We start from the raw sequence: 23,323 nt of genomic DNA, 5'->3' as shown, positions 1-23,323 counted from the left end.
CGAAAAATACGAAGGGACTTTTAAAAGGAGCTAGGAACCAGGAGTTAGGAGCTAGAATGATGTAGAACCTCAATTCTAGCTCCTAACTCCTGGCTCCTAGCTCCTCCTAATAAGCCAGCAGCTTCTCCACGCACTTGCGCAGGCGGTTGTCGGCCAGGAAGTTGTGCTCCAGGTTCGGGGCGAAGGGAATGGCCGTGTCGAGCGAGGCCACACGCTGGATGGGCGCGTCGAGCTTGGTGAAGCAGTGCTCGGCAATCCAGGCACCGATTTCGCCGCCGATGCCGCCGGTGAGGGTGTCTTCGTGCAGGATGATGACGCGGCCGGTTTTCTCCACCGTTTTGCGCACGGCTTCCTCGTCCCAGGGCAGCAGGGTGCGCAGGTCGAGGATGTCGCAGTCAAGGCTCATTTCCTCAGCCAGCTTGGCGGCCCAGTGCACGCCCATGCCGTAGGTGATGATGCTCAGCTCCGAGCCTTCGCGGGCAAGGCGGGCCTGCCCGATGGGCAGGGTGTAGTAGTCATTCGGCACCGGCCCGCTGATGCTGCGGTAGAGCATCTTGTGCTCGAAGAAGATAACCGGGTTGGGGTCCTCCAGGGCGGCGCAGAGCAGGCCCTTGGCGTCGTAGGGCGTGGCGGGGTACACCACTTTCAGGCCGGGCGTGTGCACAAACCAGGCTTCGTTCGACTGGGAGTGGAAGGGGCCGGCGGCCGAGCCGGCGCCGGTGGGCATGCGCACCACCACGTCGGCGTTCTGGCCCCAGCGGTAGTGGCTTTTGGCCAGGTTGTTTACAATCTGGTTGAAGCCGCAGGTCACGAAGTCGGCAAACTGCATTTCCACCATGGCCTTCTTGCCGCGGATGCTCAGGCCCAGGCCGGTGCCGATGATGGCCGACTCGCAGAGCGGGGTGTTGCGCACCCGCGCCTTACCGAACTGCTGCACGAAGCCGTCGGTAATCTTGAACACGCCGCCGTACTCGGCAATGTCCTGGCCCATGAGCACCAGCTCCGGGAAGCGCTCCATGCTCTGGCGCAGCCCGTCCGAAATGGCATCCACGTAGCGGCGCTCGGTGCTGGGCGCGTCGGCGGCGGGCGCCTGATCGGGCGCGTCGAAGGGGCGGTACATATCGGCCACCTCTTCCTGCTCGTCCACCTGGATTTCCGGCGTTTCGAACACCACGCGCCAGGCCTCGTCGATTTCGTCCTTGATGGTGCGGCGGTAGCGCTGCTTGGCTTCCTCGTCGAGCACGCCCTGCTCCAGCAGGTAGCGCTCGAAGTTCTCGACCGGGTCTTTCTGGGCCCACTCTTCGAACAGCTCCTGGGGCACGTACTTGGTGCCCGAGGCCTCCTCATGGCCGCGCATCCGGAAGGTCAGGGCCTCCAGCAGCACGGGGCGCGGGTTCTGGCGCAGGTCCTCGGCGAGGCGGCGCACCGTGTCGTACACTTCCAGCACGTTGTTGCCATCCACCTGCACCGCCTCGATGCCGTAGGCCGGGCCCTTGTTGATGAAGTAGCCGTGGCGGAACTGCTCGTTGGAGGGCGTGCTCAGGCCGTAGCCGTTGTTTTCGACGATGAAGATGACCGGCAGCTGCCACACGGCGGCCACGTTCAGGCCCTCGTGGAAGTCGCCCTCCGAGGCGCCGCCGTCACCGGAGTACACCACCGTCACCTTGCCCTCGTCGTTGAGCTTCGAGGCCAGGGCAATGCCGTCGGCCACGGCCAGCTGGGGGCCCAGGTGGCTGATCATGCCCACGATGTGGTGCTCGTTGGTGCCGAAGTGGAACGACCGGTCGCGGCCCTTGGTGAAGCCGGTTTTCTTGCCCTGCCACTGCGCGAAGAGGCGGTCGAGCGGCAATTGCCGGCAGGTAAACACGCCCAGGTTGCGGTGCAGGGGCAGGATGTACTCATCCATGTGCAGGGCCAGCGTGCTGCCCACCGAAATGGCTTCCTGCCCGATGCCCGAAAACCACTTGCTCACTTTGCCCTGACGGAGCAGGATGAGCATTTTCTCTTCGATCATGCGCGGCTTTACGAGGCCTTCGTAGAGGCGCAGCAGGTCGTCGTTGGAGTAGTCTTTGCGGTCGAATTGCATGGGGTGGAAGGGGTTCGGGGGAAAGTGGCGGCAAAGGTAGAAGGTTGGGCGGTTCGGGGCATACCCGGGGGTTGTGCTCATCGGGCCGGCTGCCTATCTTGCCCCCATTATTCCGGCTCATTTGTTATGCGTCCACTGCTATTTGCCTTATGCGCCGCTCTGCCGGCTTATTCCGCCCCGGCCCAATCGGCCCAGCCGGTTTCCCCGGCCTCGTGCTGGCTGTTCGGAGCCAAGCTCGGTGTCAGCGCCTTTCAATGGCATAACGCCCGCCTCAATTCCAACGGGAGCTTATTGCGCCCCACGGCGGCCCTCAATGCAGGCCGTTACGTTGCGGCAGCCCGCCTGTCGCTGCACGCGGAGGCCTTGGTGGAACAACGCTACCATTTCACGCAGCGCCCCCTGTATGTCTTGTTGCCGCTGTACTTGCGCACTGGCATGCCCACGGGCCGTTTTCACATGGTGCTGGGGGGCGGCTGGGGGAGGCAGCTGGGCTCGGGCAGCCCCCGGCTCAACGAGAAACATCACCCGAACGAGGCCTTTGGAACCCTGGGCTTGGAGGTAGGCGTCGGCCGGCAGGCTACCCGGCACGCGGCCAGCCTCGGGCTGTATTACCGCCGGGGCACGACGGGCTACACATACTACAGCTATTCGCCGGGCGGGCAGTACTTTGCCGATGCGAAGGACCAGCCCCAAAGCCTGAGCCTGACGCTCAACTATTTTCTACTGCGCTGAGCGGCTACTGAGCAGGCTCCGCGGTCCGGATTGCCCTCCTGTTCCCCGGGCCACCGCCGGGTGGGCGTGGCCGATTGATGGCCGTCCGTCGCGTATCCAGGCTGGGCCTTCTATCTTCGATACCCCGATGGGGTGCCGTAACCGGCGCTGTTCCGTAGCAAGGCCCGACCGAACCCGGCGACGTTTTCGTAGGTTATTGCCCTAGTCGCCCCACTCCTATTGCCTCTATGATCAACTTCCAGGAATTCACCCTGTCGAACGGCCTGCGCTGCCTCGTGCACGAGGATTTCACGCAGCCCATGGCCGTGCTTAACGTGCTCTACAACGTCGGCTCGCGTGACGAAGACCCGGCGCACACCGGTTTTGCCCACCTGTTTGAGCACCTGATGTTTTCGGGCTCGGTCAACATTCCGAGCTACGACGAGCCGCTGCAGCGCGTGGGCGGCGAAAACAACGCCTTCACCTCGCCCGACATTACCAATTACTACCTCACCCTGCCCGCCCAGAACATCGAAACCGCGTTCTGGCTGGAGTCGGACCGCATGCTGAGCCTGGCGTTCAGCGAAAACGGGCTGGAAGTGCAGCGCAAGGTGGTGGTCGAGGAGTTCAAGCAGACCTACCTCAACCAGCCCTACGGCGACGTGTGGCTGAAGCTGCGCCCCCTCGCCTACCAGCAGCACCCCTACCAGTGGGCCACCATCGGCAAGGAAATCGGCCACATCGAAAACGCCACCATGCAGCAGGTGCGCGACTTTTTCCAGAAGCACTACTCGCCCTCGAATGCCATTTTGGTGGTGGCCGGGCACGTGAGCCTGGCCGAGGCCCAGCAGCTGGCCGAAAAGTGGTTCGGGCCCATTCCGGCGGGCACGCCCTACGAGCGGCAGCTGCCCCGGGAGCCGCGCCAGACCGAAGCCCGCCTGCTGACGGTGGAGGCCGACGTGCCGCTGAGCGCCCTCTACAAAGTGTACCACATGCCCGCCCGCACCGACGACGACTACTACGCCGCCGACCTGATGAGCGACGTGCTGGGCCGGGGCAAATCGAGCCGGCTGTACCAGCGCCTGGTGAAGGAGCAGCAGCTGTTCAACTCGCTTTCGGCCTCGGTCATGGGTTCCCTGGAGCCGGGCCTGCTCGTCATCAGCGGCAAGCTCAACCAGGGCGTGGACCTGGCCGCCGCCGATGCCGCCGTGGAAGCTGTGGTGGCCGAACTCAGCGCCGCGCCCATCGAGGCCGAGGAGCTGGAGAAGGTAAAAAACCAGGCCGAGGCCAGCATTGTGTTCAGCGAAGTGGAGCTGCTGAACCGCGCCATGAACCTGGCCTACGCCAAGCTCATGGGCGACGCCGACCTGGTGAACCAGGAAAGCGCCCGCGTGCAGGCCGTGCAGCCCGCCGACGTGCTGCGCCTAGCCCAGCAGGTGCTGCGCCCCGACAACTGCTCGACGCTGCGCTACCAGGCCCGTCCCCGCGAGGCGGCCGCAGTGGCCATTGAGGCGGAGGAAGATCTGGCGTAGGCCTCCTAGAACGGCTTCAGCCACAAAAAAGCCCTTCCCGCGGACTGCGGGAAGGGCTTTTGCTATTGACCAAGGTTCAGAGCCGGTTGGCGGCAACTCCGGCGAGTGGGGCAGGCTACTCGCGGGGGCGCATCGAGGGCTTCTGCTCGATGGGACGGCCGCGGTAGTCGTAGCGGGTGCGGCTCATAGGGCGCAGCGCCGAGCCGGGCGCCACGCTGGTGCCCTCGATGGGGCGGGCGTCGTTGGCCGCACCGCCACCTATGTTGCCCCCGAAACCGCCCGAAGCAGCCCCGGCGGCATCGGTAGCCGTGGGTGCGGCGGGGGCCGGAGCAGCCTCAACGGGCATAGCGGCAGCGGGCGTACCAGCGTCGGCGGCTACGGCCGCTTTGGTGGTGGCGGGCTTGGCGCTAACGGCTTTGGGCGCGGCGGCTTTCTTGGGTGCCGGCGCCGGGGCGCCCCAGCCGTCGTTGCTGCTGCTGCCCCAACCGTCGTTGGATTTGGAAGATTTTTTGGAGGTCTGCGCCTGCGCCTGCACGGTCATCAGGCCCAGTACCAATCCGAGTAATGCCAACCGTTTCATGGTCTGAATCTTAAGAAAGCGTGGTGGAAAAATACGTGTCGTGGGGTGCGTCAAACGGTCTGATTTTCTGTGGTATCAGGCGCCATTTTGCCGCTGGTCCCCCCCGAACCCATCGCCGCCGCAAACAGTTCAGCGGCGCTTGGATTTCCGGGTGGTCGTGGCCTTGCCGCCGGCCGAGGTGCTGCCGCTGGCCGACATGGAGGTGGCCTGGCCCTTCGTGGTTTTCACCGGCGTAGACGTGAGCTTGGCTTTGGGCTTGAGCGGGCGGCCCATGTAGTCGGTGGTGAGGGCCAGGGGGCGGCCGATGCGCATGCCGGGCGCCAGCTTTACGTCGTCGGACGACTTGGGCTGGGTGCGGGCGCGGGTGCCGCGGCCGCTGTGAGCCTTGCGGGTCTGGGCCTGGGCGGCATTGGTGCCGGCCACGAAGAGCACGAGTAGCAGCGGGAGTAGAAATCGGCGAAGCATGGCGAAGAAACAGGTGGAGTGAGGGGGTGAAACAACCCGGCAAGCCGGGCCGGCACGTTAGGGCCGGGTGGTGGTTTTGACCGGCTTGGTGGTGGCGGGCACGGGGCGGCCGTTGTAGTCGTCGCGGGCGCGCTCCACGGGCTGCACCGGCTCGCCCGGCGCCGCGCTGATGCCCTGCCCGGCGGGTACACGGCGGGTATCGGTAGGCTCCGACTGACGTGCTGGCTTCTTGTAATTGGAGGCGCGGCCGTTGTAGTCGGTGCTGGCGCGACCCAGCTCCACGGTTTCGCCCGGGGCTACGGTGGCGTCGCCGTCGTTGGCGGTGGTGGCGCGGGCGGGCGCTTTCGGGGCCGGGGCTGCCTGGGCGGGACGGCGGGTGGGCGTGGCTTGGGCCAGCAGGGCGGCGGGGAGCGTGGTCAGCAGCAGGGCGAGGAGCAGGCGCATCGGCGGGTGAGGTAAGGTGGTGGACTAATGCTTCATACGTAAACGCGCCGTAGTCAGCCACCCACCGGGGCTGGTCGTCCGGCCCCGGCCCCGGCCAAGGCGCGGTTGGAGCCCGCCGAGGGCCTATCTTTGCAGGACTTATGCAGGACACGATCCAACAGCTTCAGCAGGAAATCGAGGCCTACGACGTCACGACGGCGGCCGGGCTCGACCAGTTTCGCATTGCCTACACCGGCCGCAAGGGCCGCATTGCCGACCTCTTCGACCAGCTCAAGACCGTGCCGGCCGAGGACCGCCGCAGCGTGGGCCAGCAGCTCAACGCCCTGAAGCAGCTGGCGCAGGACAAATTCGACCAGCGCCGCCAGCAGCTGGAGGACGAGGCCGCCGCCCAGCCCGCCGACGCCGGCTACGACTACACCCTGCCCGCCGTGCCCGGCGCCCTGGGCACCCGCCACCCGCTGAGCCTGACCCGCGACGAAATCGTGCGCATCTTCTCGCGCATCGGCTTCAACGTGGCCGAGGGACCCGAAATCGAGGATGACTGGCACAACTTCTCGGCCCTGAACTTCCCCGAGAACCACCCGGCCCGCGAAATGCAGGACACCTTCTTTTTGCCGCCCGCCGGCGGGGAAGAGCAGAACCGCTTGCTGCGCACCCACACCAGCACGGTGCAGGTGCGCCTGATGCAGAGCCAGAAGCCGCCGATTCGCAGCATCATGCCGGGCCGCGTGTACCGCAACGAGGCCATTTCGGCCCGGGCCCACATGGTGTTCCACCAGATCGAGGGCCTGTATATCGACGAAAACGTGAGCTTCGCCGACCTGAAGCAGACCATCTACTACTTCGCCCAGGAGTTTTACGGGCAGGACGTGAAGATGCGAATGCGCCCGTCGTACTTCCCCTTCACCGAGCCGAGCACGGAAATTGATATTTCCTGCCTGATCTGCAAAGGCGTGGGCTGCAACATCTGCAAGTACACCGGCTGGGTGGAAATCATGGGCGCCGGCATGGTCGACCCGAACGTGCTGCGCGCCTGCGGCATCGACCCGGAGCGGTACTCGGGCTTCGCCTTCGGCATGGGCCTGGAGCGCCCGACCATGCTCAAGTACCAGATCAAGGACCTGCGCCTCTTCACCCAAAACGACATGCGCTTCCTGCGCCAGTTCGAGGCTATTCACTAGGCTCCGTACACCCCATCAAAAAAGGCGACTCCCATCCGGGAGTCGCCTTTATTATGGATCAGCTTCTGCTGAACAGTCAAGCATAGTCTACGAGGCCACGTCATGCTGAGCTTGTCGAAGCATCTTTACCGCTTCGTTGCACGAATCCAGACGAAGCGGTAGAGATGCTTCGACTGCGCTCAGCATGACCGTCCTGGATTTTCCGGATTGGGCCCTAGTCAGCGTCGACGGGCGCGACGAAATCGGGGCGGGCTTCGGGGTGCATGATCTGCCCGCCCAGGTTGCCGGTGCGCGCCAGCAGGCCGAAGCTGGCCACGGCGCCGGCCAGGGTGAGGTAGGTGAACAGGGGCGCGCGGGCCGCGCCGCGGCGGCGGGCCAGCAGGCTCACCAGGGCCAGCAAGCCGGTGGCTTCCATGGCCCACAGGCTCAGCTCGGCCGCTTCTTCGTGCTCGTGAATCAGCGCGTGCGTCACGCCGGGGCGGTGCTCCACCACTTCCTCGGCGCCCTCGCCCGTGAGCTGGGTGGGAATGGTGAGCAGCGCCGCCACGACCAGCGTGACGAGGCCGGCGTTGATCAGCGCCTCGTGACGGCGCAGCACGGCAATCAGCAGCAGGATCAGGCCGAACAGGCTGGCGAAGATGGGCGAATGATTGAGCAGCAGGTGCAGGTGGGCGGTGTTCATGGCGGCGGTGGAGTTGGTTGGTGAAGTAGCGGCGCGGAGCTTAGGGCATGGTAAACGAGAGGTCGGCGCTGACGAGGTTGGCCGTCAGGCCGGTGCTCTGGCGGTAGTAGGCGTAGCGCAGATCCAGGGCCTTGAACTTGGCTACGCGCCCGCCGAAGGGCGTTTTGAAACGGCCGATGCCGTACACCGGCGAGTAGCGCAGACCCAGGCCTACCTTGTTGGCCGAGAAGCCGGCCAGGTCGTAGTCGGAGGTGTAGTATTCGTCGCTGATGCTGTGCTGTAGGTAGGGCGCGAAGTACTTGGCGGCCGTCTGGGTGTGGTAGCGGTAGAAGGGGTAGAGCACGAAGAAGGGCGTGAGCTTCACCGGCGTTTCCAGCTCCACGGTGTGCGCCCGGATGCCGAAGTTGTCGTTGTAGAAGCGGTAGTAGCTGCGCAGCTGCACTAGGTCGGTGGCGTAGTAGTTCAGGCGCAGGCCCACGGGGTATTTGTAGCGCTGGCGCGGCAGCAGCTCGGTTTTGGCCGTGCCGCGGGCCTCGCCGGTTTCGCGGAAGTACACCCGGTGAAACGGCGTGCTCAGCAGCCCGCGCTGGGCCACCAGCTCGGTGCTGATGGCTGCCTGCACGCGCTGGGTGAGCACCTGCGAGTACACCAGGTTCAGGTTGTAGCTCTGGCGCGTGTCGTAGCCGGAGCCGTGCTCCCCGCCCCCGCCGGTGCGCAGCTCCACCGGCAAAATCAGGGTGGCGCGGTCGAAAAAGGCCTGGGCGGCTACGCTGAGCTGGCGGTTGCCGTCCGCGGAAGTGCGGGCCCAGCTGCCGGTGACGTTGAACGAGAGGTAGTCGTATTCCTTGGAAAAGCCCGCGCCCAGGCCCACGATGGTGCGCTGATCGGCCAGCTGGCGCGAGTAGCCGAAGTCGGCGTGGTAGCGGGTGTCCTGGCTGGAGGGCGTCGACAGCACGTAGTCGATGCGGTCGGTGGAGGCGGAGGCGTACACGTCCATGCCCACGTTGGCCGAGAGGCGCGTCACCGAGTCCAACGGCACGTTCAGGATGATGGTGGGCGTCAGGTCGGTCAGGTGCTGGGTGCCGATGCCGCCCTCCACGGCGCCGTGGTTGCCGTCCTGCTGGTAGTAGCTGGTGAGGATGTTCAGCTCGGTTTCGCCGTTGTTGTGCGGGTTGGGCGGACTCGGGGCCGCCGCGGGCGCGCCGTAGCCGTCGACGCGGTTGGGCGTGGGCGTGGTCTGAGCCCAGGTCAGGGCGGGCGCGGCGGTCAGCAGCAGGGCCAGCGCGGCGCGGCGCCAAGGGAAGTAGAAAGAATAGCTCATGCGCGCGGTCCGTTAGTTGCAGCCGCAGCCGCCCCCGACTTTGCCGCCGTTGGCGCCGCCGGCGCCTTCGCGGTAGCTTTCGAAGTTGGTTTCGTAGGTTTCGATGCGCTTGTTGGCCAGCTGCATGTCCTCGTCGTTGAGGTACATTTTCTGGTAAGCCGCCACCGACACGCAGCTCGTCAGGCCGCTGCCGCCCAGCAGCAGCAGCGCGCCCAGCGCCAGCCGGGGCAATATGGGAGGAAGATTCATGGAGTCAGATCAGGGTTTGGCGGCGGTGGCCGGGGCCGGTTGGTTGGAATAGTAGCGCACCTGCATGCCCTTGGAAGTGAGCGTGCGGCCGTCGTCGGTGATGAGCGTGCAGTCGACGCCCTTCAGGCCGTTGATAAAGGCCAGCCCGGCCTCGGCGCCCTTCACGAAGACGACTTCGTCGAGGCCGTCGGCCAGCTCCACGTCGGGGCAGATGATGGTGACGGACTTCAGCCCGGTGCTCGGCAGGCCGGTGTGCGGGTCGATGATGTGGCCGTACACCTTGCCGCCCACGGTGAAGTACTGCTCGTAGTTGCCGGCCGTCACCACGGCCACGTCGGTCACGTCGAGCCAGCTGTTGATGCCGCCGTGCGGGTGCTGCGGGTCGCCGATGGCCACGCGCCACAGCGAACCGTCGGCCTGCCGGCCCCAGCACGACACGTCGCCCGAGCCGTTGATGAGCCCGCCCCGAATGCCCATCTGCTGCATCAGCGCCTGGGCGCGGCGCACCCCGTAGCCCTGCAGAATGCCGGCCAGGTTCATCCGCATGCCCTTGTCCTGGAGCATCACGGAGTGCGCGGCCGGGTCGAGGATAACTTTGCGGTAGTCGATGCGGGCCACCGAGGCTTTTATCACCGCAGGCGCGGGCAGGGCGGCGTGTTCCTGCCGGTCGAACTTGTAGATTTTCTCCCCGCCGGCGAAGGTAATGTCGAAGGCGCCGCCGCTGAGGGCCGAGAGCCGCAGCGTGCGCTGAATCAGGTCGTACACTTCCTGGTCGACCACCACCGGCCGCAGGCCCGCGTTGCGGTTGATCCGGATTACCTGCGAGGTCGAATCCCAGTACGAGAACAGGCGGTCGATGCGCTGGGCTTCGCGGATGCCGGCGCGCACGGCCCGCCAGCCCAGCGAGTCGTCGGTGGCCACGGCGGTGAAGGTGAAGCGGGAGCCCATGAGGTGGGCGGCGCGCATGTAGTTGCGCGGTGGCGCGGCCCGGGGCGCCTGCGCCCGGGCCAGCGGCGGGACGGCCAGCAGCGCGAGCAGGAGCAGCGCGGCCGGCGCCATGCGCCGCAGCGCGCCGGTCAAGCGGCAGATCGAATGCATGCGAGTTAGCGGTTGGTCAGCAGCTGGCTGAGGTGGGCGTCGTAGGCGGCGGGCCCGCCGGGGCGGTAGCCGGTTTTGGCCAGCACCTTGCCTTCGGGCGAGAGCAGCACCACCAGCGGGAAGGAGCCTTCCTTGTTGAGCTGCGCGGCGGCCTGCTCGTTGCGCTTGGTCTGGTCGGCGGGCAGCTTGTTTTTCTTGCTGCGCAGAAAGTCGAAACGGGCCAGCACCAGCTTGTCCTGGGCGTAGCGCTGAAACTCGGGCTGGTCGAACACTTCCTGCTTGAGCATGATGCAGGGCTTGCACCAGTCGGAGCCCGAAAAAACGGCCAGCACGGGCTTATTGGCGGCTTTGGCCTGTTGCAGAGCCGCCACGAGGTCGTTGTTCCAGGTGACGGCGGCGGGAGTTTGCGCCCGGGCGCCCGAGAAGCTCAGCAGCGCGGCAAGGCAGAGAAAGAGGAAACGCATGGCGGAAGTGGGGTTGGCAGGATTAAAGCGCTTTAATGCCTTAACCCCGCTACCATACGTCAGCAGTTCCCCGGCGTTGATGATTATTGTCATTAAACCGCGGGCGGCGCCTGAATGACGGCTAGGGACGCGGCTACGCAGCGCGGGGACGCGCCGCTTGCCGCCGCGGGGCGTGAGTGACTAATTACTCCGGGCGGGGCGGTTTTTACTTGCGTTATTTTTTTATGTTTTGTGCTTGCCGCACCTTTGCCGGGCCGCAGTTTCTGCTTTCCCACCAACCCGGCCCGTTTATGATGCACCGCGCTACCTCATTCCTACCATCTTTTGGCCCCGCCCGGCTGCTCACCCTGCTCTGCCTGCTGCTGGGCCTGACGGCCCGGGCCGAGGAAGTCAAGTCGCCCAACGGGCAGCTGACCTTGAACTTCGACCTGCAGGGCGGCGTGCCGACGTACCGGCTGCGCTACAAGGGCCGCGAGGTCATCAAAACCAGCAAGCTGGGCCTGGAGCTGAAGAAGACCACCAGCCTGCAGAGCGGCTTCGCGCAGACGGACAAGCAGACCCGCTCGTTCGACGAGACCTGGACGCCGGTATGGGGCGAGTCGAAAACCATCCGCAACCACTACAACGAGCTGGCCGTGACCCTGACGCAGGCTGAGACGCAGCGCACGATGCGCATCCGCTTCCGGGTGTTCGACGACGGGCTGGGCTTCCGCTACGAGTTTCCGCGCCAGCCCAAGCTCGACTACTTCACCATCAAGGAGGAGCGCACCGAGTTTGCCCTGGCCGGCGACCATAAAGCCTTCTGGCTGCCCGGCGACTACGACACCCAGGAGTACAGCACCGTCACCTCCAAGCTCTCGGAAGTGCGCGGGCTGATGAAATCGGCCGTGACGGGCAACGCCTCGCAGACCACCTTCTCCCCCACCGGCCTGCAGACGCCGCTGATGCTCAAAAGCGCGGACGGGCTCTACATCAACATCCACGAGGCGGCGCTCATCGACTACTCCTGCATGCACCTGGAGCTGGACGATAAGACGATGGTGCTGACCTCGCACCTGACGCCCGACGCGGTGGGCGACAAGGGCCTGATTCAGACCCCGGCCAACTCGCCCTGGCGCACGGTTATCGTCAGCGACAAGGCCGGCGACATTCTGCTCTCGAAGCTGGTGCTGAACCTGAACGAGCCCACGAAATTCAAGGACGTGTCGTGGATCAAGCCGGTGAAGTACGTGGGCGTGTGGTGGGAAATGATTACGGGCAAGAGCACCTGGTCGTACACCAACATGGACAACATCAAGCTCGACTCCGTTGACTACCGGAAGGTGAAGCCCAACGGCACGCACGGCGCCAACAACGCCCACGTGAAGGAGTACATCGACTTCGCGGCCCAGCACGGCTTCGACGCGGTGCTGGTGGAGGGCTGGAACACCGGCTGGGAAGACTGGTTCGGCAAGCACAAGGACTACGTGTTCGACTTCGTGACGCCCTACCCCGATTTTGACGTGCAGGAGCTGAACCGCTACGCCCAGAGCAAGAACGTGCGCATCATCATGCACCACGAAACCTCGGGCTCGGTGCGCAACTACGAGCGGCACCTCGACTCGGCGTTTCAGTTCATGAACAAGTACGGCTACAACGCGGTGAAAACCGGCTACGTGGGCGACATCGTGCCGCTGGGCCACCACCACTACGACCAGTGGCTGATCAACCACTACAACTTCGTGCTGGAAAAGGCGGCCCAGCACCACATCATGGTGAACGGCCACGAGGCGGTGCGCCCCACCGGCCTGGCCCGCACTTACCCGAACCTGATTGGCAACGAGGCGGCGCGGGGCACGGAGTACGAGTCGTTTGGCGGCAACAACGCCGACCACACCACCATCCTGCCCTTTACCCGCCTCATCGGCGGCCCGATGGACTACACGCCGGGCATTTTCCAGACCAAGGTCAGCGCCTACAACCCGCAGAACACCTCCTTCGTGCACTCGACGCTGGCCCGGCAGCTGGCCCTGTACGTGACCATGTACTCGCCCCTGCAGATGGCGGCCGATTTGCCCGAGACCTACAACCAGCACCTCGACGCCTTCCAGTTCATCAAGGACGTGGCCGTGGACTGGGACGACACCAAGGTGCTGGAAGCCGAGCCCGGTGACTACATCACCTACGCCCGCAAGGCCAAGGGCAAGAGCAGCTGGTTCATCGGCAGTACCTGCGACGAGCAGGGCCGCACCTCCGCCATCGACCTGAGCTTCCTGGAGCCCGGCAAGAAGTACGTGGCCACCATCTACGCCGATGCCCCGGACGCGCACTACGAGAAAAACCCGCAGGCTTACCAGATCCGCAAGCAGACGGTGACCCGCAAAACCAAGCTGACTCAGCGCTGCGCCCCCGGCGGCGGCTACGCCATCAGCCTGGTCGAAGCCGGCCGCTAAGCGCACCGCGCCGCCGGGCTTGCCGGAGCAGCCGGCCCGCTTGCTCTAGACCCACGCCAAACGGGCCGCACTTTTCAGGAAGGTGCGGCCCGTTTGGCGTGGAATGCAACCCCACACAACGGTAGCCCCCGGTACTGCGGCGGCATCATCTACCGCCTCGTCACTTTATCTTTGATAGCCTTAATGTTTCTCCATTCTATGCCCCTACTTCTTTTACCCCTCGTCTTTCTGTCGCGCCGGTCGAAGTGCTGGTTGCCCTTGCTGGGCTGGCTGCTGATGGCCGGCCTGGCCTCCGCGGCGCCCCACGACGCAGCTTCCTCGCTGGCGGAGGCCCTGGCCCCCGACGGCTCCCTGCGCCCGGGGGCGCACGGCACCTTCGACGCCCGCCAATTTCGCATGTTCACCGCCCCCGACGGGCATCCCGTTTTCCGCCCGGCGTCAGTCCTCGGCACCGGCGACGAACGTTGGCAAACGGGCTTTGGCATGGCCGGCCCCAACAACCGCGTGTACGCCGTAGCACGCATCGGCACCACTATTTACGTAGGCGGGCAGTTTAGCACCGCCGGCAACGTGGTGGCGCGCAGCATCGCCCGCTGGGACGGCAGCGCCTGGAGCAGTCTGGGCACGGGCACCAACAACGGCGTGAGTGGCAATAACGGCGTGAGCGGCACGGTATACGCCTTGGCCGCCGCCCCCAACGGCGACCTGTACGTGGGCGGGCGCTTCACCACGGCCGGGACCGTGGCGGCCAACCACGTGGCGAAGTGGAGCAACGGCAGCTGGAGCAGCCTCGGCAGTGGCCTCAGCCAGGCGAGCGGGCAGTCCTTGCTGGTGTCGGCGCTGGCGGTAGCGGCCAACGGCGACCTGTACGTGGGCGGGCGCTTCAACGCGGCCGGCGGCGTAGCCGCCAACAGCGTGGCCCGCTGGGACGGCACCGCCTGGGACGCCCTGGGCACCGGCCCCAACAACGGCGTGAGCGGCGTTATTCCCCAGGTGTCGGCGCTGGCGGTAGCGGCCAACGGCGACCTGTACGTGGGCGGCTCCTTCGACACAGCCGGGGGCCGCAGCGCCAGCCGCATTGCCAAGTGGAACGGCACCGACTGGAGTACCTTGGGCTCGGGCATCGGCACGCCCACCAACGGCTTGGTGAACTGCATCGTGCTGCAAGGCAACGAGGTGTATGTAGGCGGCGGCTTTCAGCAGGCCGGCGGCGTTACCGTCGACTGCCTGGCGAAGTGGAGCGGCTCGGGCTGGAGCCGCGTGGGCGGCGCGGGCTTTGCCAACGGCAACAGCAACGGCAGTGTCGACGCCATAGCTTTCGTGGGGTCTGATATGTACGTGACGGGGGGCTTCCAGCAGGCCTACGGCGCGGTGGCCGACTACCTCGTGCGCTGGAACGGCACCGCTTGGAGCCGCGTGGGCACGGGCCTGGGCCCGCTGAGTGCGGGCGCCGGCGGCGAGGCCCTGCTGGTGGCAGGCACCGATCTGTACGTAGTCGGCCGCTTCCTGAGCGCCGGCGGCATTCGCGCCGACAACATTGCCCGCTGGACGGGCAGCAGCTGGAGCAACCTGAGCCCGGGGGGCGCCGCGGGCTTCCACGGCTTCGATGGGAGCCTGTATACGCTCAGCGCCCACGGCTCCGATGTGTACGCGGGCGGCCTGTTCCAGCAGGCTGGCGGCGTGGCCGTCGAAGGCGTGGCGAAGTGGAACGGCGCGGGCTGGACGCCCTTGTACAGCGGCGCGTACGCCGGGGGTATGCAAGTGCGCAGCGTGGCCGTAAAGGGCTCAACGGTGTACGTGGGCGGGCTGTTCTTCAGCGCCGGCGGCGTCAGTGCCAACAACGTGGTCCAGTGGGACGGTACCACCTGGAGCAGCCTGGGCAGCGGCACCAGCAACGGTGTAAACGGCAACGTGTATTCGCTGGCGGTGGTGGGCGCCGATGTGTACGTGGGCGGTACCTTCACCCAGGCCGGCGGCGTGGCGGCCAACAACATTGCCCGCTGGGACGGCACCGCCTGGACTCCGCTCGGCTCCGGCCTGACGCACCCAACCCTCGCGCAAGCGTCGGCCATGGCCGTGGTGGGCACTGATTTATACGTCGGCGGGCAGTTCAACAACGCCGGCGGCACCACCGTCACCAACCTGGCCCGCTGGAACGGCAACAGCTGGAGCGCGGCGGGCACGCCCCTGAATGGCCCCATCTACGCGCTGAGCGCCGCCGGCTCGACGCTCTACGCGGGTGGCCGCTTCACCCAGATCGGCGGCATGGCGGCCAATAACGTGGCCCGCTGGGACGGCACCGCCTGGAGCAGCCTGGGCACCGGCACCAGCAACGGCGTCACGGGTACCGTGCAGGCCCTGGCGGTTATCGGCAGTGATGTGTACGTGGGCGGGCGCCTGACGCAGGCCGGCCCCACGGCCGTCAGCAACGTGGCCCGCTGGGACGGCTCCGCCTGGAGCAGCCTGGGCACCGGCACCAACAACGCCGTGAACGGCCTGGCAGCCGTCGGCAACCGCCTGATGGCTGGGGGCAGCTTCACGGCCGTCGGCGACGAAAGCCTGATTATGAACTACGTCGGCATCTACGACCCGGCCGTGGCCACGGCCAGCCAGTGGGCGGCCACGGCGCCCGTGGCCGACCTCTACCCCAACCCGGCGCAGCACCACGTCACGCTGGCCTTGCCGCGCAGCCCCAGCGCGCGTACCGTGCAGTTGCTCGATGTCCGGGGCCGCCTGCAGCGGCAGATGCAGCTGCCCGCCGGTGCCCAAACCCTCACGGTATCGGTCGAGGGGCTGCCGGCCGGGGTGTACCTGCTTCGTTGTGGCTCCGCCACTCGCCGCGTGGTGGTGCGCTAAACCCGGCGCGCCACCTTTCGGCTGAAATGGCGTCATTGTGGGCGCATTCCTCCCGTCGTCCCGTCTGTATCCGCTTACCCTCACCGCTTCCTGATGAAAACCCTACTCTCCGGCAGCCTCGCGCTGCTCGCGCTGACGGCCGCCCAGGCCCCCGGCGAAACCTACGTGCTGAAAGGCAAGCTCGGCCCCAAAGCCAACGTGACCAAGGCCTACCTGAGCTACGCGCTCAACAAGCAGCGCGTGACCGACTCGGTGGCCGTGCAGAACGGCACGTTTGAGTTCAAGGGCGCGCAGGCCGAGCCGCTGGCTGCCCGTCTCACCTTCAGCCACGGCGGCGCCCCGCTCAGCAAGTCGCAGGACGTGACGACGCTGTACCTGGAGAAGGGCACCATCACCGTCACCACCGCCGACTCGGCCAGCAAGGCCACCGTGGCCGGCACCCCGCTGAACGTGGAGGACGCCAAGCTGCAGGCCAAGCTCAAGCCGCTGTCGGACAAGTACGACGCCTACGTGAAGGAATTCCGCGCCCTGCCCAAGGAAAAGCAGGGCGACGCGGCCACCGTGAAGGCGCTGGAAGCCAAGCTCGACCCGCTCGACGCCCAGGAGCAGCAGGTGTACGCGGCCTACGTGAAAGCCAACCCGGGCGCCCGCTACAGCCTGTTTGCCCTGCCCAAGGCCATCGGCTACGTGCCCAAGGCCGATGAATTCGCGGCCCTCTACAACGGCCTCACGCCCGCGCTGCGCGCCACGCCCGCCGGGGTGCGCCTGGCCGAGCAGCTGAAGCGCGTGCAGAAAGTGGCCATCGGGGCCACGGCGCCCGAATTCACCCAGAACGACCCCGACGGCAAGCCCGTGGCCCTGAGCAGCCTGCGCGGCAAGTACGTGCTGCTTGATTTCTGGGCCTCGTGGTGCGGCCCCTGCCGCCGCGAAAACCCCAACGTGGTGAAGGCCTTCAACGCCTACAAGGACCAGGGCTTCACCGTGCTCGGCGTGTCGCTCGACAAGCCCACCGGCCGCGACGCCTGGCTGAAGGCCATTCAGGCCGACGGCCTGGCCTGGACGCAGGTATCGGACCTGAAGTACTGGCAGAACGCCGCCGCCCAGGAATACGGCGTGCAGGCCATTCCGCAGAACTTCCTCATCGACCCGCAAGGCAAAATCGTGGCCGCCAACCTCACCGGCGAGGAGCTGCACGCCACCCTGGGCCGCCTGCTGAAGAAGTCGAACTAATATCCTCGCGGAGCCCGCCCCCGGAGGCCGCAGGGTCGGGTTCGACCCGAACCAGTTCGGGTCGAACCCCAGCTGGTTACCATCCAAACCGACTCAGTTCAGGTCGGACCCGAACTGAGTCGCCCAAAAGAAGAACTAACCGAGGTCAGACCCGAACTGAGTAGCCAACAAGAGGAGCTGACTGAGGTCGGAGCCGAACTGGGTATCCAAAAAGAGGAACTAACCGGGGTTAGAGCCGAACTGGGCAGCTAAAAAGAAGAACCCGTTCAGGTTGGACCTGAACGGGTTCTTCTTTTTGGCGAATGAGCTGCGTGGTGCCTGGCGGTAGCGTCCGGCAGGGCGGCGGCTGTTCATCGGAAGCCGAACCGGCCTTAGCGGCCCAGCCAGTCCTTGAACTCGGTGGCCCGGTCCACGCTCACCAGCACCGGCTGACGCGCAACGGGCTGCAAAGTCAGCTCCAGGCGGCCAGCCGAGTGGTTGTGAATGGTGTCGATGGCGCCGATGCCGACGAGGTACTGCCGGTTCACCCGGAAAAACTGCCGCGGGTTGAGCACCTGCCCCAGCTTGTCGAGGCTGTAGTCGATGACCAGGCGCTGGCCCTGGCGCGTGATGAGGAAGGTGGCGCCGTCCTCGAAGCAGAAGTAGGCCACCTCCTGCGTCTCGACGCTGCGCAGGCGCGTGCCCACCGACACCAGAAACCGCTCCTTGTACTCCGGGGCGGGCGTGGGGCTCACCAGGCGCAGCAGGGCCGGCAGATCCACCGGGGCGAAGTGCTGGCGCAGGCGCTGGTACTTCTCGATGGCCGCCACCAGCTCCTCGTAGTTGATGGGCTTGAGCAGGTAATCGATGCTGTTCACCTTGAAGGCCTGGATCATGTACTCGTCGTAGGCTGTGGTGAAGATGATGGGCGAGCTGACCTGCACCTGGTCGAAGATGCGGAAGCCCAGGTCGTCTTCGAGGTGGATGTCGAGAAAGATGAGGTCGGGCGCCGGGTGGGCCTGCAGCCACTGCACGGCCGTGGCTACCGAAGGCAGGCGCTCCAGCACCTCGATGGCCGCGTCGTACTTGCGCAGCTGGCCTTCCAGGCGGCGGGCCGTCAGGTTTTCGTCTTCGATGATCAGGACTCTCATGCGGGCAGCAGGGGAATGCGGACGATGAATTCGCGGTTGGTGACGGCCACTCCCACCAGGCGCGGGGTCAGCAGCCGGTAGCGGTTGTGGATGTTTTCGAGCCCCACGCCGGTGCCCGGGTAGCTGGCCGGGCGGCGCTGCAGGGTGTTGCGCACCACCAGTGCGTCGCCCTCCTGCTCGATGCGCACCAGCAGCGGCTCCTGCCGCGACATGGTGTTGTGCTTCACCGCGTTTTCCACCAGCAGCTGCAGGGTGAGCGGGGGCAGGCGGTAGGCCAGCCGGGTGGCCTCGGGCACGTCCACCTGCACGTCGAACTTCTCGTCGAAGCGAATCTTGAGCAGGAAGGTGTACGCCTTGATGAAGTCCAGCTCGGTGCCCAGCAGCACCAGGTCGTGGTCCTGCTGCTCCAGGGTGTAGCGGTAGGCCCGCGAGAGTTGGTCGATGAACCGCTCCGAGAGGTCGGCGTCGACGTGCACCAGCGAGGACAAAATGCTCAGGCTGTTGAACAGGAAGTGCGGGTTCACCTGGCTTTTGAGGGCGGCGAAGCGGGCCTGCAGGTTTTCGGTTTCGAGCTGCTCGGCGCGCAGGTGGAAGGCCCGCACCCGCATCAAGGCCCGGCTGTTGGCCACCAGGTAAAAGGCCGAGAGCATCAGCATCAGGAAGAAGCCGTCGTTGGCGCGGCGGTGCAGGGCCAGGTGCTCGGGCGTGAGCCCCGGCGGCCGGCTGGAGCGCAGCCCCGGCAGCAGGTGGAAAAAGGTGCGGATCAGCGTGCTATACACCAGGATAAACCCGGCCGCCAGCACCATCGACACCAGCAGGGTGGCCAACTGGGCGGGCAGCTTCAGCTCCAGCAAGAAGTCCTCGCCGAACCAGCCGAACAGCCGCTGCTGAATCCACTCCACCAGGTTCAGCCAGATGAAGTAGAAGCCGAGCATCACCACCACCTGCATCAGCAGAAAGGGCACCGAGCGCAGCAGCCCGTCCCAGTTCTGGTGCCACTCCGGGAAGTTCAGGTAGGTGTGAATCGGGAAGTAGATGATGACCAGGCTGAGCGCCAGCTTCCATTTCTGGCGGGCGCTCAGGTGGTAAGTAGCCGGGGCGGGAGCTGCGGTCATGGTGTTGGCGTCACGGAACCCCTCCGGGGCCGGCCCCCTCTCCAAGGGGAGAGGGGGAGCCTGACGACTGCGGGAGGTAGTTGGTGTATCCTTTCGGTTAATGTAGGCACGGCGGCGCGCCAACTGACAGCGTCACTCGCCCCGGCATCAGCATAATGCCATTGCTGACGTCCGGCTCCCCCTCTCCCCTTGGAGAGGGGGAGCCGGCCCCGGAGGGGTCCCGTGAGGCGCCCGGAGCACGACTTATTGCCCCTCGCCGCCCTTCAGGTCGTCGTTGGTCACTTCCTTCTTGCGGCGCTGGGTAGGCGCGGTAGTCAGCTTGCCAATGCGGTAGCTGAAGTTGACGCGGAAGCCGAGCATCTGCATGGTATTCACGCTGCGCTGGCTGATGAGCGGCGACTCCACCGAGCTGCGCACCCGGTTGGTCGGCGTCAGGAAGTTGTCCAGGCCGAAGCCCAGGCTGCCTTTCTTGTCCCACAGGTCGCGCTTGAGGCCCAGGCTGTACACCCCGAAGCCACTCTGGTAACCCTGCAGCTGCACCTGCCGCCCGCGGTAGAACGCGAAGAACTGCAGGCCCCACTTCGGAGTGAAGTTGTAGCTGCCGAACATGCGCCCGCTCACCACCCAGCCCCGGTTCGAGGCGTTGTAGAGCGGGTCGGTGCCGTTGTTGCGCAGCACGGCGTAGTAGAGGTCGGGGCCGCCGCTGAGGCTGAGCTTGCCGGCTAGGTTCACGTTGGCAAACACGTTCACCCCGTAGGCGTTTTCGGTGCCGATGTTGGCATAAGAGGTCCGAATGGTGTCGCCCCGCAAGGTGCGCAGGGCCTGGATGGAGTGGTCGGTATTGCGGGCGAAGCCGCTGAAGCTAAGCGTGGTGCCCTTCAGGAAGGTGCTGTACGACAGCTCGTAGCTGTTGGTAAACTCCGGGCGCAGCAGCGGGTTGCCCTGCGTCACGTTCAGCGGGTTGGCGGCCTGAATGTTGGGGTTCAGAAACTGCAGCGAAGGGCGCTGAATGCGGCGGTTGTAGGCTGCCTTGATCATGTCGCCGTTCGCGAGCTTGCGCGAAAGGTTTACGCTGGGCACCCACACGTCGTAGCTGGGCAGCTGCACCGTCTGCCCGGTCTGGAAGTCGGCGTTGATGTCGGTGTGCTCGTAGCGGACCCCGGCCTTCAGCGAGTAGGTTTTCAGGAAGCTCAGCGTGTACGAGAGGTAGCCGGCGGCCACGTTCTGGTTGTAGTTGAACACGTTGGTGAGCGAGCTGCCGGGCAGCTGCCGGAAGTCGCCGGTGGCGCCGTCGGCCAGCAGGTAGGTGTACTCGCTGCGCACCCGGCGCATGATGTCCTTGGCGCCCAGCTCCAGCAGCTGGCTTTTGCCGATGGGCACCTGGTAATCGGCCTGCACCGTGGCTTCCTGGTTGTAGCTGTCGTTCTGGTTTTTCAGCCGCTGCGTCACCGCGTCGCCTGCGTAGAGGGTGTTGGTGAAGTCGTTGGTGGCGTTGGTGCGGCTGTAGAGCGTGAGCAGGCTGAACTCGTGCTGGGGCTTGGCGAACAGGTGGTTGTAAGTCAGGCTCAGGTCCAGGTTATTGGTGCGGTCGGTGGTGACGGCGTCGCGCAGGGAGCTGCTGAGCAGGGTGCCGCTGGTGCTGGCCCCGCTGTACGTCTGCGTCAGCAGGCGGTCCTGGTAGTTGGTGCCGTTGCGCACGCCCAGCTGCACGCCCAGCGACAGGGCGTTCTGCTTGTTGAAGTCGTAGTCCCAGCCGAAGTTGGCGCGGCCGCCCAGGTTCTGGCGGCGGGCGTCGGCCTGCTGGGTGGTCAGGCGCTGGGTGCCGTCGACGGGCGAGGTGGCCAGCTGGGAGTTTTCGAAGGAGCCGGGCGTGTTGTAGCTGGTGCGCACGCCGCCGCCGAGCGTGAAGCCCATCTTGCCCTGGCGGTAGCCCGCGTTCAGGCTCAGGTCGCTGGTGCGGAAGCCCGCGCTGGTGCGCAGGTCCAGCGTTTTGCCCTGCAGGTTGTCCTTCTTGGTGATGATGTTGATGATGCCGCCCGAGCCCTCCGCGTCGTACTTGGCCGAGGGCGAGGTAATGACTTCCACCGACTTGATCTGGTCGGCCGGAATCTGCTTCAGCGCGTCGGCCACGTTGCTGGCGGCAATGGTCGAGGGCTTGTTGTTGATGAGCACCTTGATGTTGGACGAGCCGCGCAAGGACACGTTGCCGTCCAAATCCACCGACAGCAGCGGCACGCGCTTGAGCACGTCGGTAGCGTCGCCGCCGCGGGTGGTTTCGTCCTTCTCGGCGTTGTACACGGTGCGGTCCACCTTTTCCTCCACCAAGGAGCGTTGGCCCTGCACCACCACTTCGCCCAGCTGCTGTGCCGACGAGGCCAGCGTGAGCGTGCCCAGGTTCTGGGTTTCGCCCGCGTCGCTGAACGTCACGCCGGGCTTCTCCAGATTTTTGTAGCCGATAAAGCTCACCTGCACCGTGTAGGTGCCGGCCGGGATACCGCCGATGCTGAACTTGCCCTTGTCGTCGGCCACGCTGCCGTCGATGGGCTTGCCGGCGGCGTTAAGCAGGGCCACCGTGGCGAAGGGCACCGGCTGCTTGGTGCCCGCGTCGAGCACCGTGCCGGTGAGCTTGCCGCTGCCCTGCACCACGGGGCCGGGCAGGGCGGGGCGGGCGTCGCCGACAGCGGGGGCACCCGCCGGGCGCTGCCCGCCGGGGCGTTGGCCCTCGGGGCGGGGCTGGTCTTGGGCGCTGACGAGCAGAGGCGTACTGATAAGGGCTAGGCAGACAAGCTGGCTTTTCATAACAAGGGGTTCCGGGCAGTGGCCGGTAGTGCCACAAAGCTACCGCCGCCGCCCGCCCGGGTTCGGGTCGATATGGTTGAGTGCCGGATTTCGCAGCATGAACGCCCGATTCCAGCCGGGGAGTCGCCGGCCCGTTCTGCCCGAAAAGGCTCAGCCCGACGGTGCCGCCCGCAGCCGCTTGCCGGCCGGCAACATCCCGCTGGCTTTGCAATCAACACCTGCTCAAAACGCCCCATCGACGGCCGCGGCCGCCCGTTTCCCGACGAAGCACGCCTTTGCATCGACCAACTGGCCAGCGCGGGCGTAGGCGGCCGCGCGTTGGCGCTTATCGGCTGAATGCCAGGCTCAGTCGGCAAAAAAACCTACGCAGTCTATTGCAGTCGATATGTGGCAATGAGCCAGTGCAATTTCGATGCAGATACGGCGCCTCACCCGGCCGCCGTGGCCCCACCAGCTTTCCGTTTCTGCCATGACTTTCGCCGCCTGCCTCCGCCTGTTGCTCGTCCCCGTTCTGCTGGCCGCTGCCTGCCCGGCCCGCGCCCAGCTCGCCGACCGCGAAGTGCCCGCCCCGCGCGTGCAGGTGGCCGACCTGCCGGTGAACCTTTCGCCCCTGGCCGCCCTCGACTGCGCCCCCGAGCAGCTGCTGCGGGCACTGGTGACCGAGCTGCGCCTGCAGCCCCACCAGGCCCTGGCCCTGCGCCACTCCCTGCTCGCCACCCCCGATGGCGCCGCCGAAACCACCGTGCCCGCCGCCGAAACCCTGCGCCTGCTGCTGAGCAACGCCCAGCTCGACCAGCTGCAGCAGCTCACCGCCACCCCGAGCACCGTGCTCAGTACCTGGGTGGCCCTGTACCGCTAAACCGACCATCAACGAGCGTGGCGGCATATTCTCCGCGCCCGGCATTACCCACCGCCCCACTCCTACCCCGCGCCGGCTGGCTGTCCTGC

At 66.1% G+C, this 23,323-nt stretch carries 19 protein-coding genes; 7 read left to right on the top strand and 12 right to left on the bottom strand.

Going from position 1 to position 23,323, the window contains the following annotated elements; translation table 11 throughout:
- Positions 1–106: 106 nt before the first annotated feature.
- On the bottom strand, positions 107–2,086 hold the full coding sequence (locus FDY95_RS08425; protein ID WP_138076659.1) for an alpha-ketoacid dehydrogenase subunit alpha/beta: 1,980 nt from the start codon (positions 2,084–2,086) through the stop codon (positions 107–109).
- Positions 2,087–2,212: 126 nt separating this feature from the next.
- On the opposite strand from FDY95_RS08425, the gene FDY95_RS08420 reads away from it, so the two are divergent.
- Both FDY95_RS08420 and FDY95_RS08415 read left to right on the top strand, forming a co-directional pair.
- Positions 2,213–2,818, top strand: coding sequence for a hypothetical protein (locus FDY95_RS08420; protein WP_138076658.1), 606 nt, complete (start codon positions 2,213–2,215; stop codon positions 2,816–2,818).
- A 227-nt stretch (positions 2,819–3,045) separates the two neighbouring features.
- Positions 3,046–4,329: a M16 family metallopeptidase gene (locus tag FDY95_RS08415; protein WP_138076655.1), complete on the top strand. Its 1,284-nt coding sequence runs from the start codon at positions 3,046–3,048 to the stop codon at positions 4,327–4,329.
- Between the two features lie 115 nt (positions 4,330–4,444).
- Here the strand turns inward: FDY95_RS08415 and FDY95_RS08410 are convergent, their stop codons facing one another.
- The 3 genes from FDY95_RS08410 to FDY95_RS08400 all read right to left on the bottom strand — a co-directional run bounded on the left by FDY95_RS08410 (position 4,445) and on the right by FDY95_RS08400 (position 5,818).
- Positions 4,445–4,909 carry a hypothetical protein gene (locus tag FDY95_RS08410; protein WP_138076652.1) on the bottom strand — a complete coding sequence of 155 codons (465 nt, stop codon included), beginning with the start codon at positions 4,907–4,909 and terminating at the stop codon, positions 4,445–4,447.
- Between the two features lie 129 nt (positions 4,910–5,038).
- Positions 5,039–5,374, bottom strand: coding sequence for a hypothetical protein (locus FDY95_RS08405; protein WP_138076649.1), 336 nt, complete (start codon positions 5,372–5,374; stop codon positions 5,039–5,041).
- A 57-nt stretch (positions 5,375–5,431) separates the two neighbouring features.
- On the bottom strand, positions 5,432–5,818 hold the full coding sequence (locus tag FDY95_RS08400; RefSeq protein ID WP_138076646.1) for a hypothetical protein: 387 nt from the start codon (positions 5,816–5,818) through the stop codon (positions 5,432–5,434).
- Between the two features lie 140 nt (positions 5,819–5,958).
- Here FDY95_RS08400 and pheS point away from each other — a divergent pair, with 140 nt between their 5' ends.
- Positions 5,959–6,999 carry a phenylalanine--tRNA ligase subunit alpha gene (gene pheS / locus FDY95_RS08395; RefSeq protein WP_138076643.1) on the top strand — a complete coding sequence of 347 codons (1,041 nt, stop codon included), beginning with the start codon at positions 5,959–5,961 and terminating at the stop codon, positions 6,997–6,999.
- Between the two features lie 214 nt (positions 7,000–7,213).
- Here the strand turns inward: pheS and FDY95_RS08390 are convergent, their stop codons facing one another.
- From FDY95_RS08390 to FDY95_RS08370, 5 genes are read right to left on the bottom strand one after another with little or no spacing between them, the layout of a single operon-like run.
- Positions 7,214–7,681, bottom strand: coding sequence for a DUF2231 domain-containing protein (locus tag FDY95_RS08390; protein ID WP_138076639.1), 468 nt, complete (start codon positions 7,679–7,681; stop codon positions 7,214–7,216).
- 40 nt (positions 7,682–7,721) lie between these two features.
- On the bottom strand, positions 7,722–9,002 hold the full coding sequence (locus FDY95_RS08385; RefSeq protein WP_138076636.1) for a DUF3570 domain-containing protein: 1,281 nt from the start codon (positions 9,000–9,002) through the stop codon (positions 7,722–7,724).
- A 12-nt stretch (positions 9,003–9,014) separates the two neighbouring features.
- Positions 9,015–9,251: a DUF4266 domain-containing protein gene (locus FDY95_RS08380; RefSeq protein ID WP_171025595.1), complete on the bottom strand. Its 237-nt coding sequence runs from the start codon at positions 9,249–9,251 to the stop codon at positions 9,015–9,017.
- 9 nt (positions 9,252–9,260) lie between these two features.
- Positions 9,261–10,349 carry an FAD:protein FMN transferase gene (locus tag FDY95_RS08375; protein ID WP_138076633.1) on the bottom strand — a complete coding sequence of 363 codons (1,089 nt, stop codon included), beginning with the start codon at positions 10,347–10,349 and terminating at the stop codon, positions 9,261–9,263.
- A 5-nt stretch (positions 10,350–10,354) separates the two neighbouring features.
- Positions 10,355–10,813 (bottom strand): thioredoxin family protein, encoded by a 459-nt coding sequence (locus FDY95_RS08370; protein ID WP_171025594.1) that lies wholly within the window; start codon positions 10,811–10,813, stop codon positions 10,355–10,357.
- A gap of 290 nt (positions 10,814–11,103) precedes the next feature.
- On the opposite strand from FDY95_RS08370, the gene FDY95_RS08365 reads away from it, so the two are divergent.
- The 3 genes from FDY95_RS08365 to FDY95_RS08355 all read left to right on the top strand — a co-directional run bounded on the left by FDY95_RS08365 (position 11,104) and on the right by FDY95_RS08355 (position 17,331).
- Positions 11,104–13,245: a glycoside hydrolase family 97 protein gene (locus FDY95_RS08365; protein ID WP_394348391.1), complete on the top strand. Its 2,142-nt coding sequence runs from the start codon at positions 11,104–11,106 to the stop codon at positions 13,243–13,245.
- 198 nt (positions 13,246–13,443) lie between these two features.
- The gene (locus FDY95_RS08360; RefSeq protein ID WP_138076627.1) at positions 13,444–16,101 is read left to right on the top strand and encodes a T9SS type A sorting domain-containing protein; all 2,658 of its coding nucleotides are present in this window, start codon (positions 13,444–13,446) and stop codon (positions 16,099–16,101) included.
- Positions 16,102–16,194: 93 nt separating this feature from the next.
- Complete coding sequence (locus FDY95_RS08355; RefSeq protein ID WP_138076624.1) at positions 16,195–17,331, top strand: TlpA disulfide reductase family protein; 1,137 nt, start codon at positions 16,195–16,197, stop codon at positions 17,329–17,331.
- A 371-nt stretch (positions 17,332–17,702) separates the two neighbouring features.
- Here FDY95_RS08355 and FDY95_RS08350 read toward each other — a convergent pair whose 3' ends face one another.
- From FDY95_RS08350 to FDY95_RS08340, 3 genes are all read right to left on the bottom strand, one after another.
- Entirely contained in the window at positions 17,703–18,461 is a 759-nt protein-coding gene (locus tag FDY95_RS08350; RefSeq protein WP_138076622.1) for a LytR/AlgR family response regulator transcription factor, read from the bottom strand.
- A complete protein-coding gene (locus tag FDY95_RS08345) occupies positions 18,458–19,576 on the bottom strand; it encodes a sensor histidine kinase (protein ID WP_138076620.1) in 1,119 nt (372 codons plus the stop codon). Before FDY95_RS08345 ends, FDY95_RS08350 begins: the two co-directional genes overlap by 4 nt.
- A 243-nt stretch (positions 19,577–19,819) precedes the next feature.
- Positions 19,820–22,375: a TonB-dependent receptor domain-containing protein gene (locus FDY95_RS08340; RefSeq protein WP_212744873.1), complete on the bottom strand. Its 2,556-nt coding sequence runs from the start codon at positions 22,373–22,375 to the stop codon at positions 19,820–19,822.
- A gap of 469 nt (positions 22,376–22,844) precedes the next feature.
- Between FDY95_RS08340 and FDY95_RS08335 the strand changes: the two genes are divergently transcribed.
- A complete protein-coding gene (locus FDY95_RS08335) occupies positions 22,845–23,234 on the top strand; it encodes a hypothetical protein (protein ID WP_138076617.1) in 390 nt (129 codons plus the stop codon).
- Positions 23,235–23,323 lie beyond the last annotated feature (89 nt).

Source organism: Hymenobacter jeollabukensis (assembly GCF_005771675.1).
GTDB classification, from domain to species: Bacteria; Bacteroidota; Bacteroidia; order Cytophagales; family Hymenobacteraceae; genus Solirubrum; species Solirubrum jeollabukense.
This window is presented reverse-complemented; position numbering and strand designations above follow the sequence as displayed.

Bases quoted from the DNA above. Each gene is read 5' to 3' on its own strand.
- FDY95_RS08350 (WP_138076622.1), bottom strand. From the start codon at position 18,461: ATGAGAGTCCTGATCATCGAAGACGAAAACCTGACGGCCCGCCGCCTG.
- FDY95_RS08360 (WP_138076627.1), top strand. From the start codon at position 13,444: ATGCCCCTACTTCTTTTACCCCTCGTCTTTCTGTCGCGCCGGTCGAAG.
- FDY95_RS08365 (WP_394348391.1), top strand. From the start codon at position 11,104: ATGATGCACCGCGCTACCTCATTCCTACCATCTTTTGGCCCCGCCCGG.
- FDY95_RS08335 (WP_138076617.1), top strand. From the start codon at position 22,845: ATGACTTTCGCCGCCTGCCTCCGCCTGTTGCTCGTCCCCGTTCTGCTG.
- FDY95_RS08345 (WP_138076620.1), bottom strand. From the start codon at position 19,576: ATGACCGCAGCTCCCGCCCCGGCTACTTACCACCTGAGCGCCCGCCAG.
- pheS (WP_138076643.1), top strand. From the start codon at position 5,959: ATGCAGGACACGATCCAACAGCTTCAGCAGGAAATCGAGGCCTACGAC.
- FDY95_RS08370 (WP_171025594.1), bottom strand. From the start codon at position 10,813: ATGCGTTTCCTCTTTCTCTGCCTTGCCGCGCTGCTGAGCTTCTCGGGC.
- FDY95_RS08400 (WP_138076646.1), bottom strand. From the start codon at position 5,818: ATGCGCCTGCTCCTCGCCCTGCTGCTGACCACGCTCCCCGCCGCCCTG.
- FDY95_RS08390 (WP_138076639.1), bottom strand. From the start codon at position 7,681: ATGAACACCGCCCACCTGCACCTGCTGCTCAATCATTCGCCCATCTTC.
- FDY95_RS08410 (WP_138076652.1), bottom strand. From the start codon at position 4,909: ATGAAACGGTTGGCATTACTCGGATTGGTACTGGGCCTGATGACCGTG.
- FDY95_RS08340 (WP_212744873.1), bottom strand. From the start codon at position 22,375: ATGAAAAGCCAGCTTGTCTGCCTAGCCCTTATCAGTACGCCTCTGCTC.
- FDY95_RS08385 (WP_138076636.1), bottom strand. From the start codon at position 9,002: ATGAGCTATTCTTTCTACTTCCCTTGGCGCCGCGCCGCGCTGGCCCTG.
- FDY95_RS08355 (WP_138076624.1), top strand. From the start codon at position 16,195: ATGAAAACCCTACTCTCCGGCAGCCTCGCGCTGCTCGCGCTGACGGCC.
- FDY95_RS08405 (WP_138076649.1), bottom strand. From the start codon at position 5,374: ATGCTTCGCCGATTTCTACTCCCGCTGCTACTCGTGCTCTTCGTGGCC.
- FDY95_RS08415 (WP_138076655.1), top strand. From the start codon at position 3,046: ATGATCAACTTCCAGGAATTCACCCTGTCGAACGGCCTGCGCTGCCTC.
- FDY95_RS08375 (WP_138076633.1), bottom strand. From the start codon at position 10,349: ATGCATTCGATCTGCCGCTTGACCGGCGCGCTGCGGCGCATGGCGCCG.
- FDY95_RS08420 (WP_138076658.1), top strand. From the start codon at position 2,213: ATGCGTCCACTGCTATTTGCCTTATGCGCCGCTCTGCCGGCTTATTCC.
- FDY95_RS08425 (WP_138076659.1), bottom strand. From the start codon at position 2,086: ATGCAATTCGACCGCAAAGACTACTCCAACGACGACCTGCTGCGCCTC.
- FDY95_RS08380 (WP_171025595.1), bottom strand. From the start codon at position 9,251: ATGAATCTTCCTCCCATATTGCCCCGGCTGGCGCTGGGCGCGCTGCTG.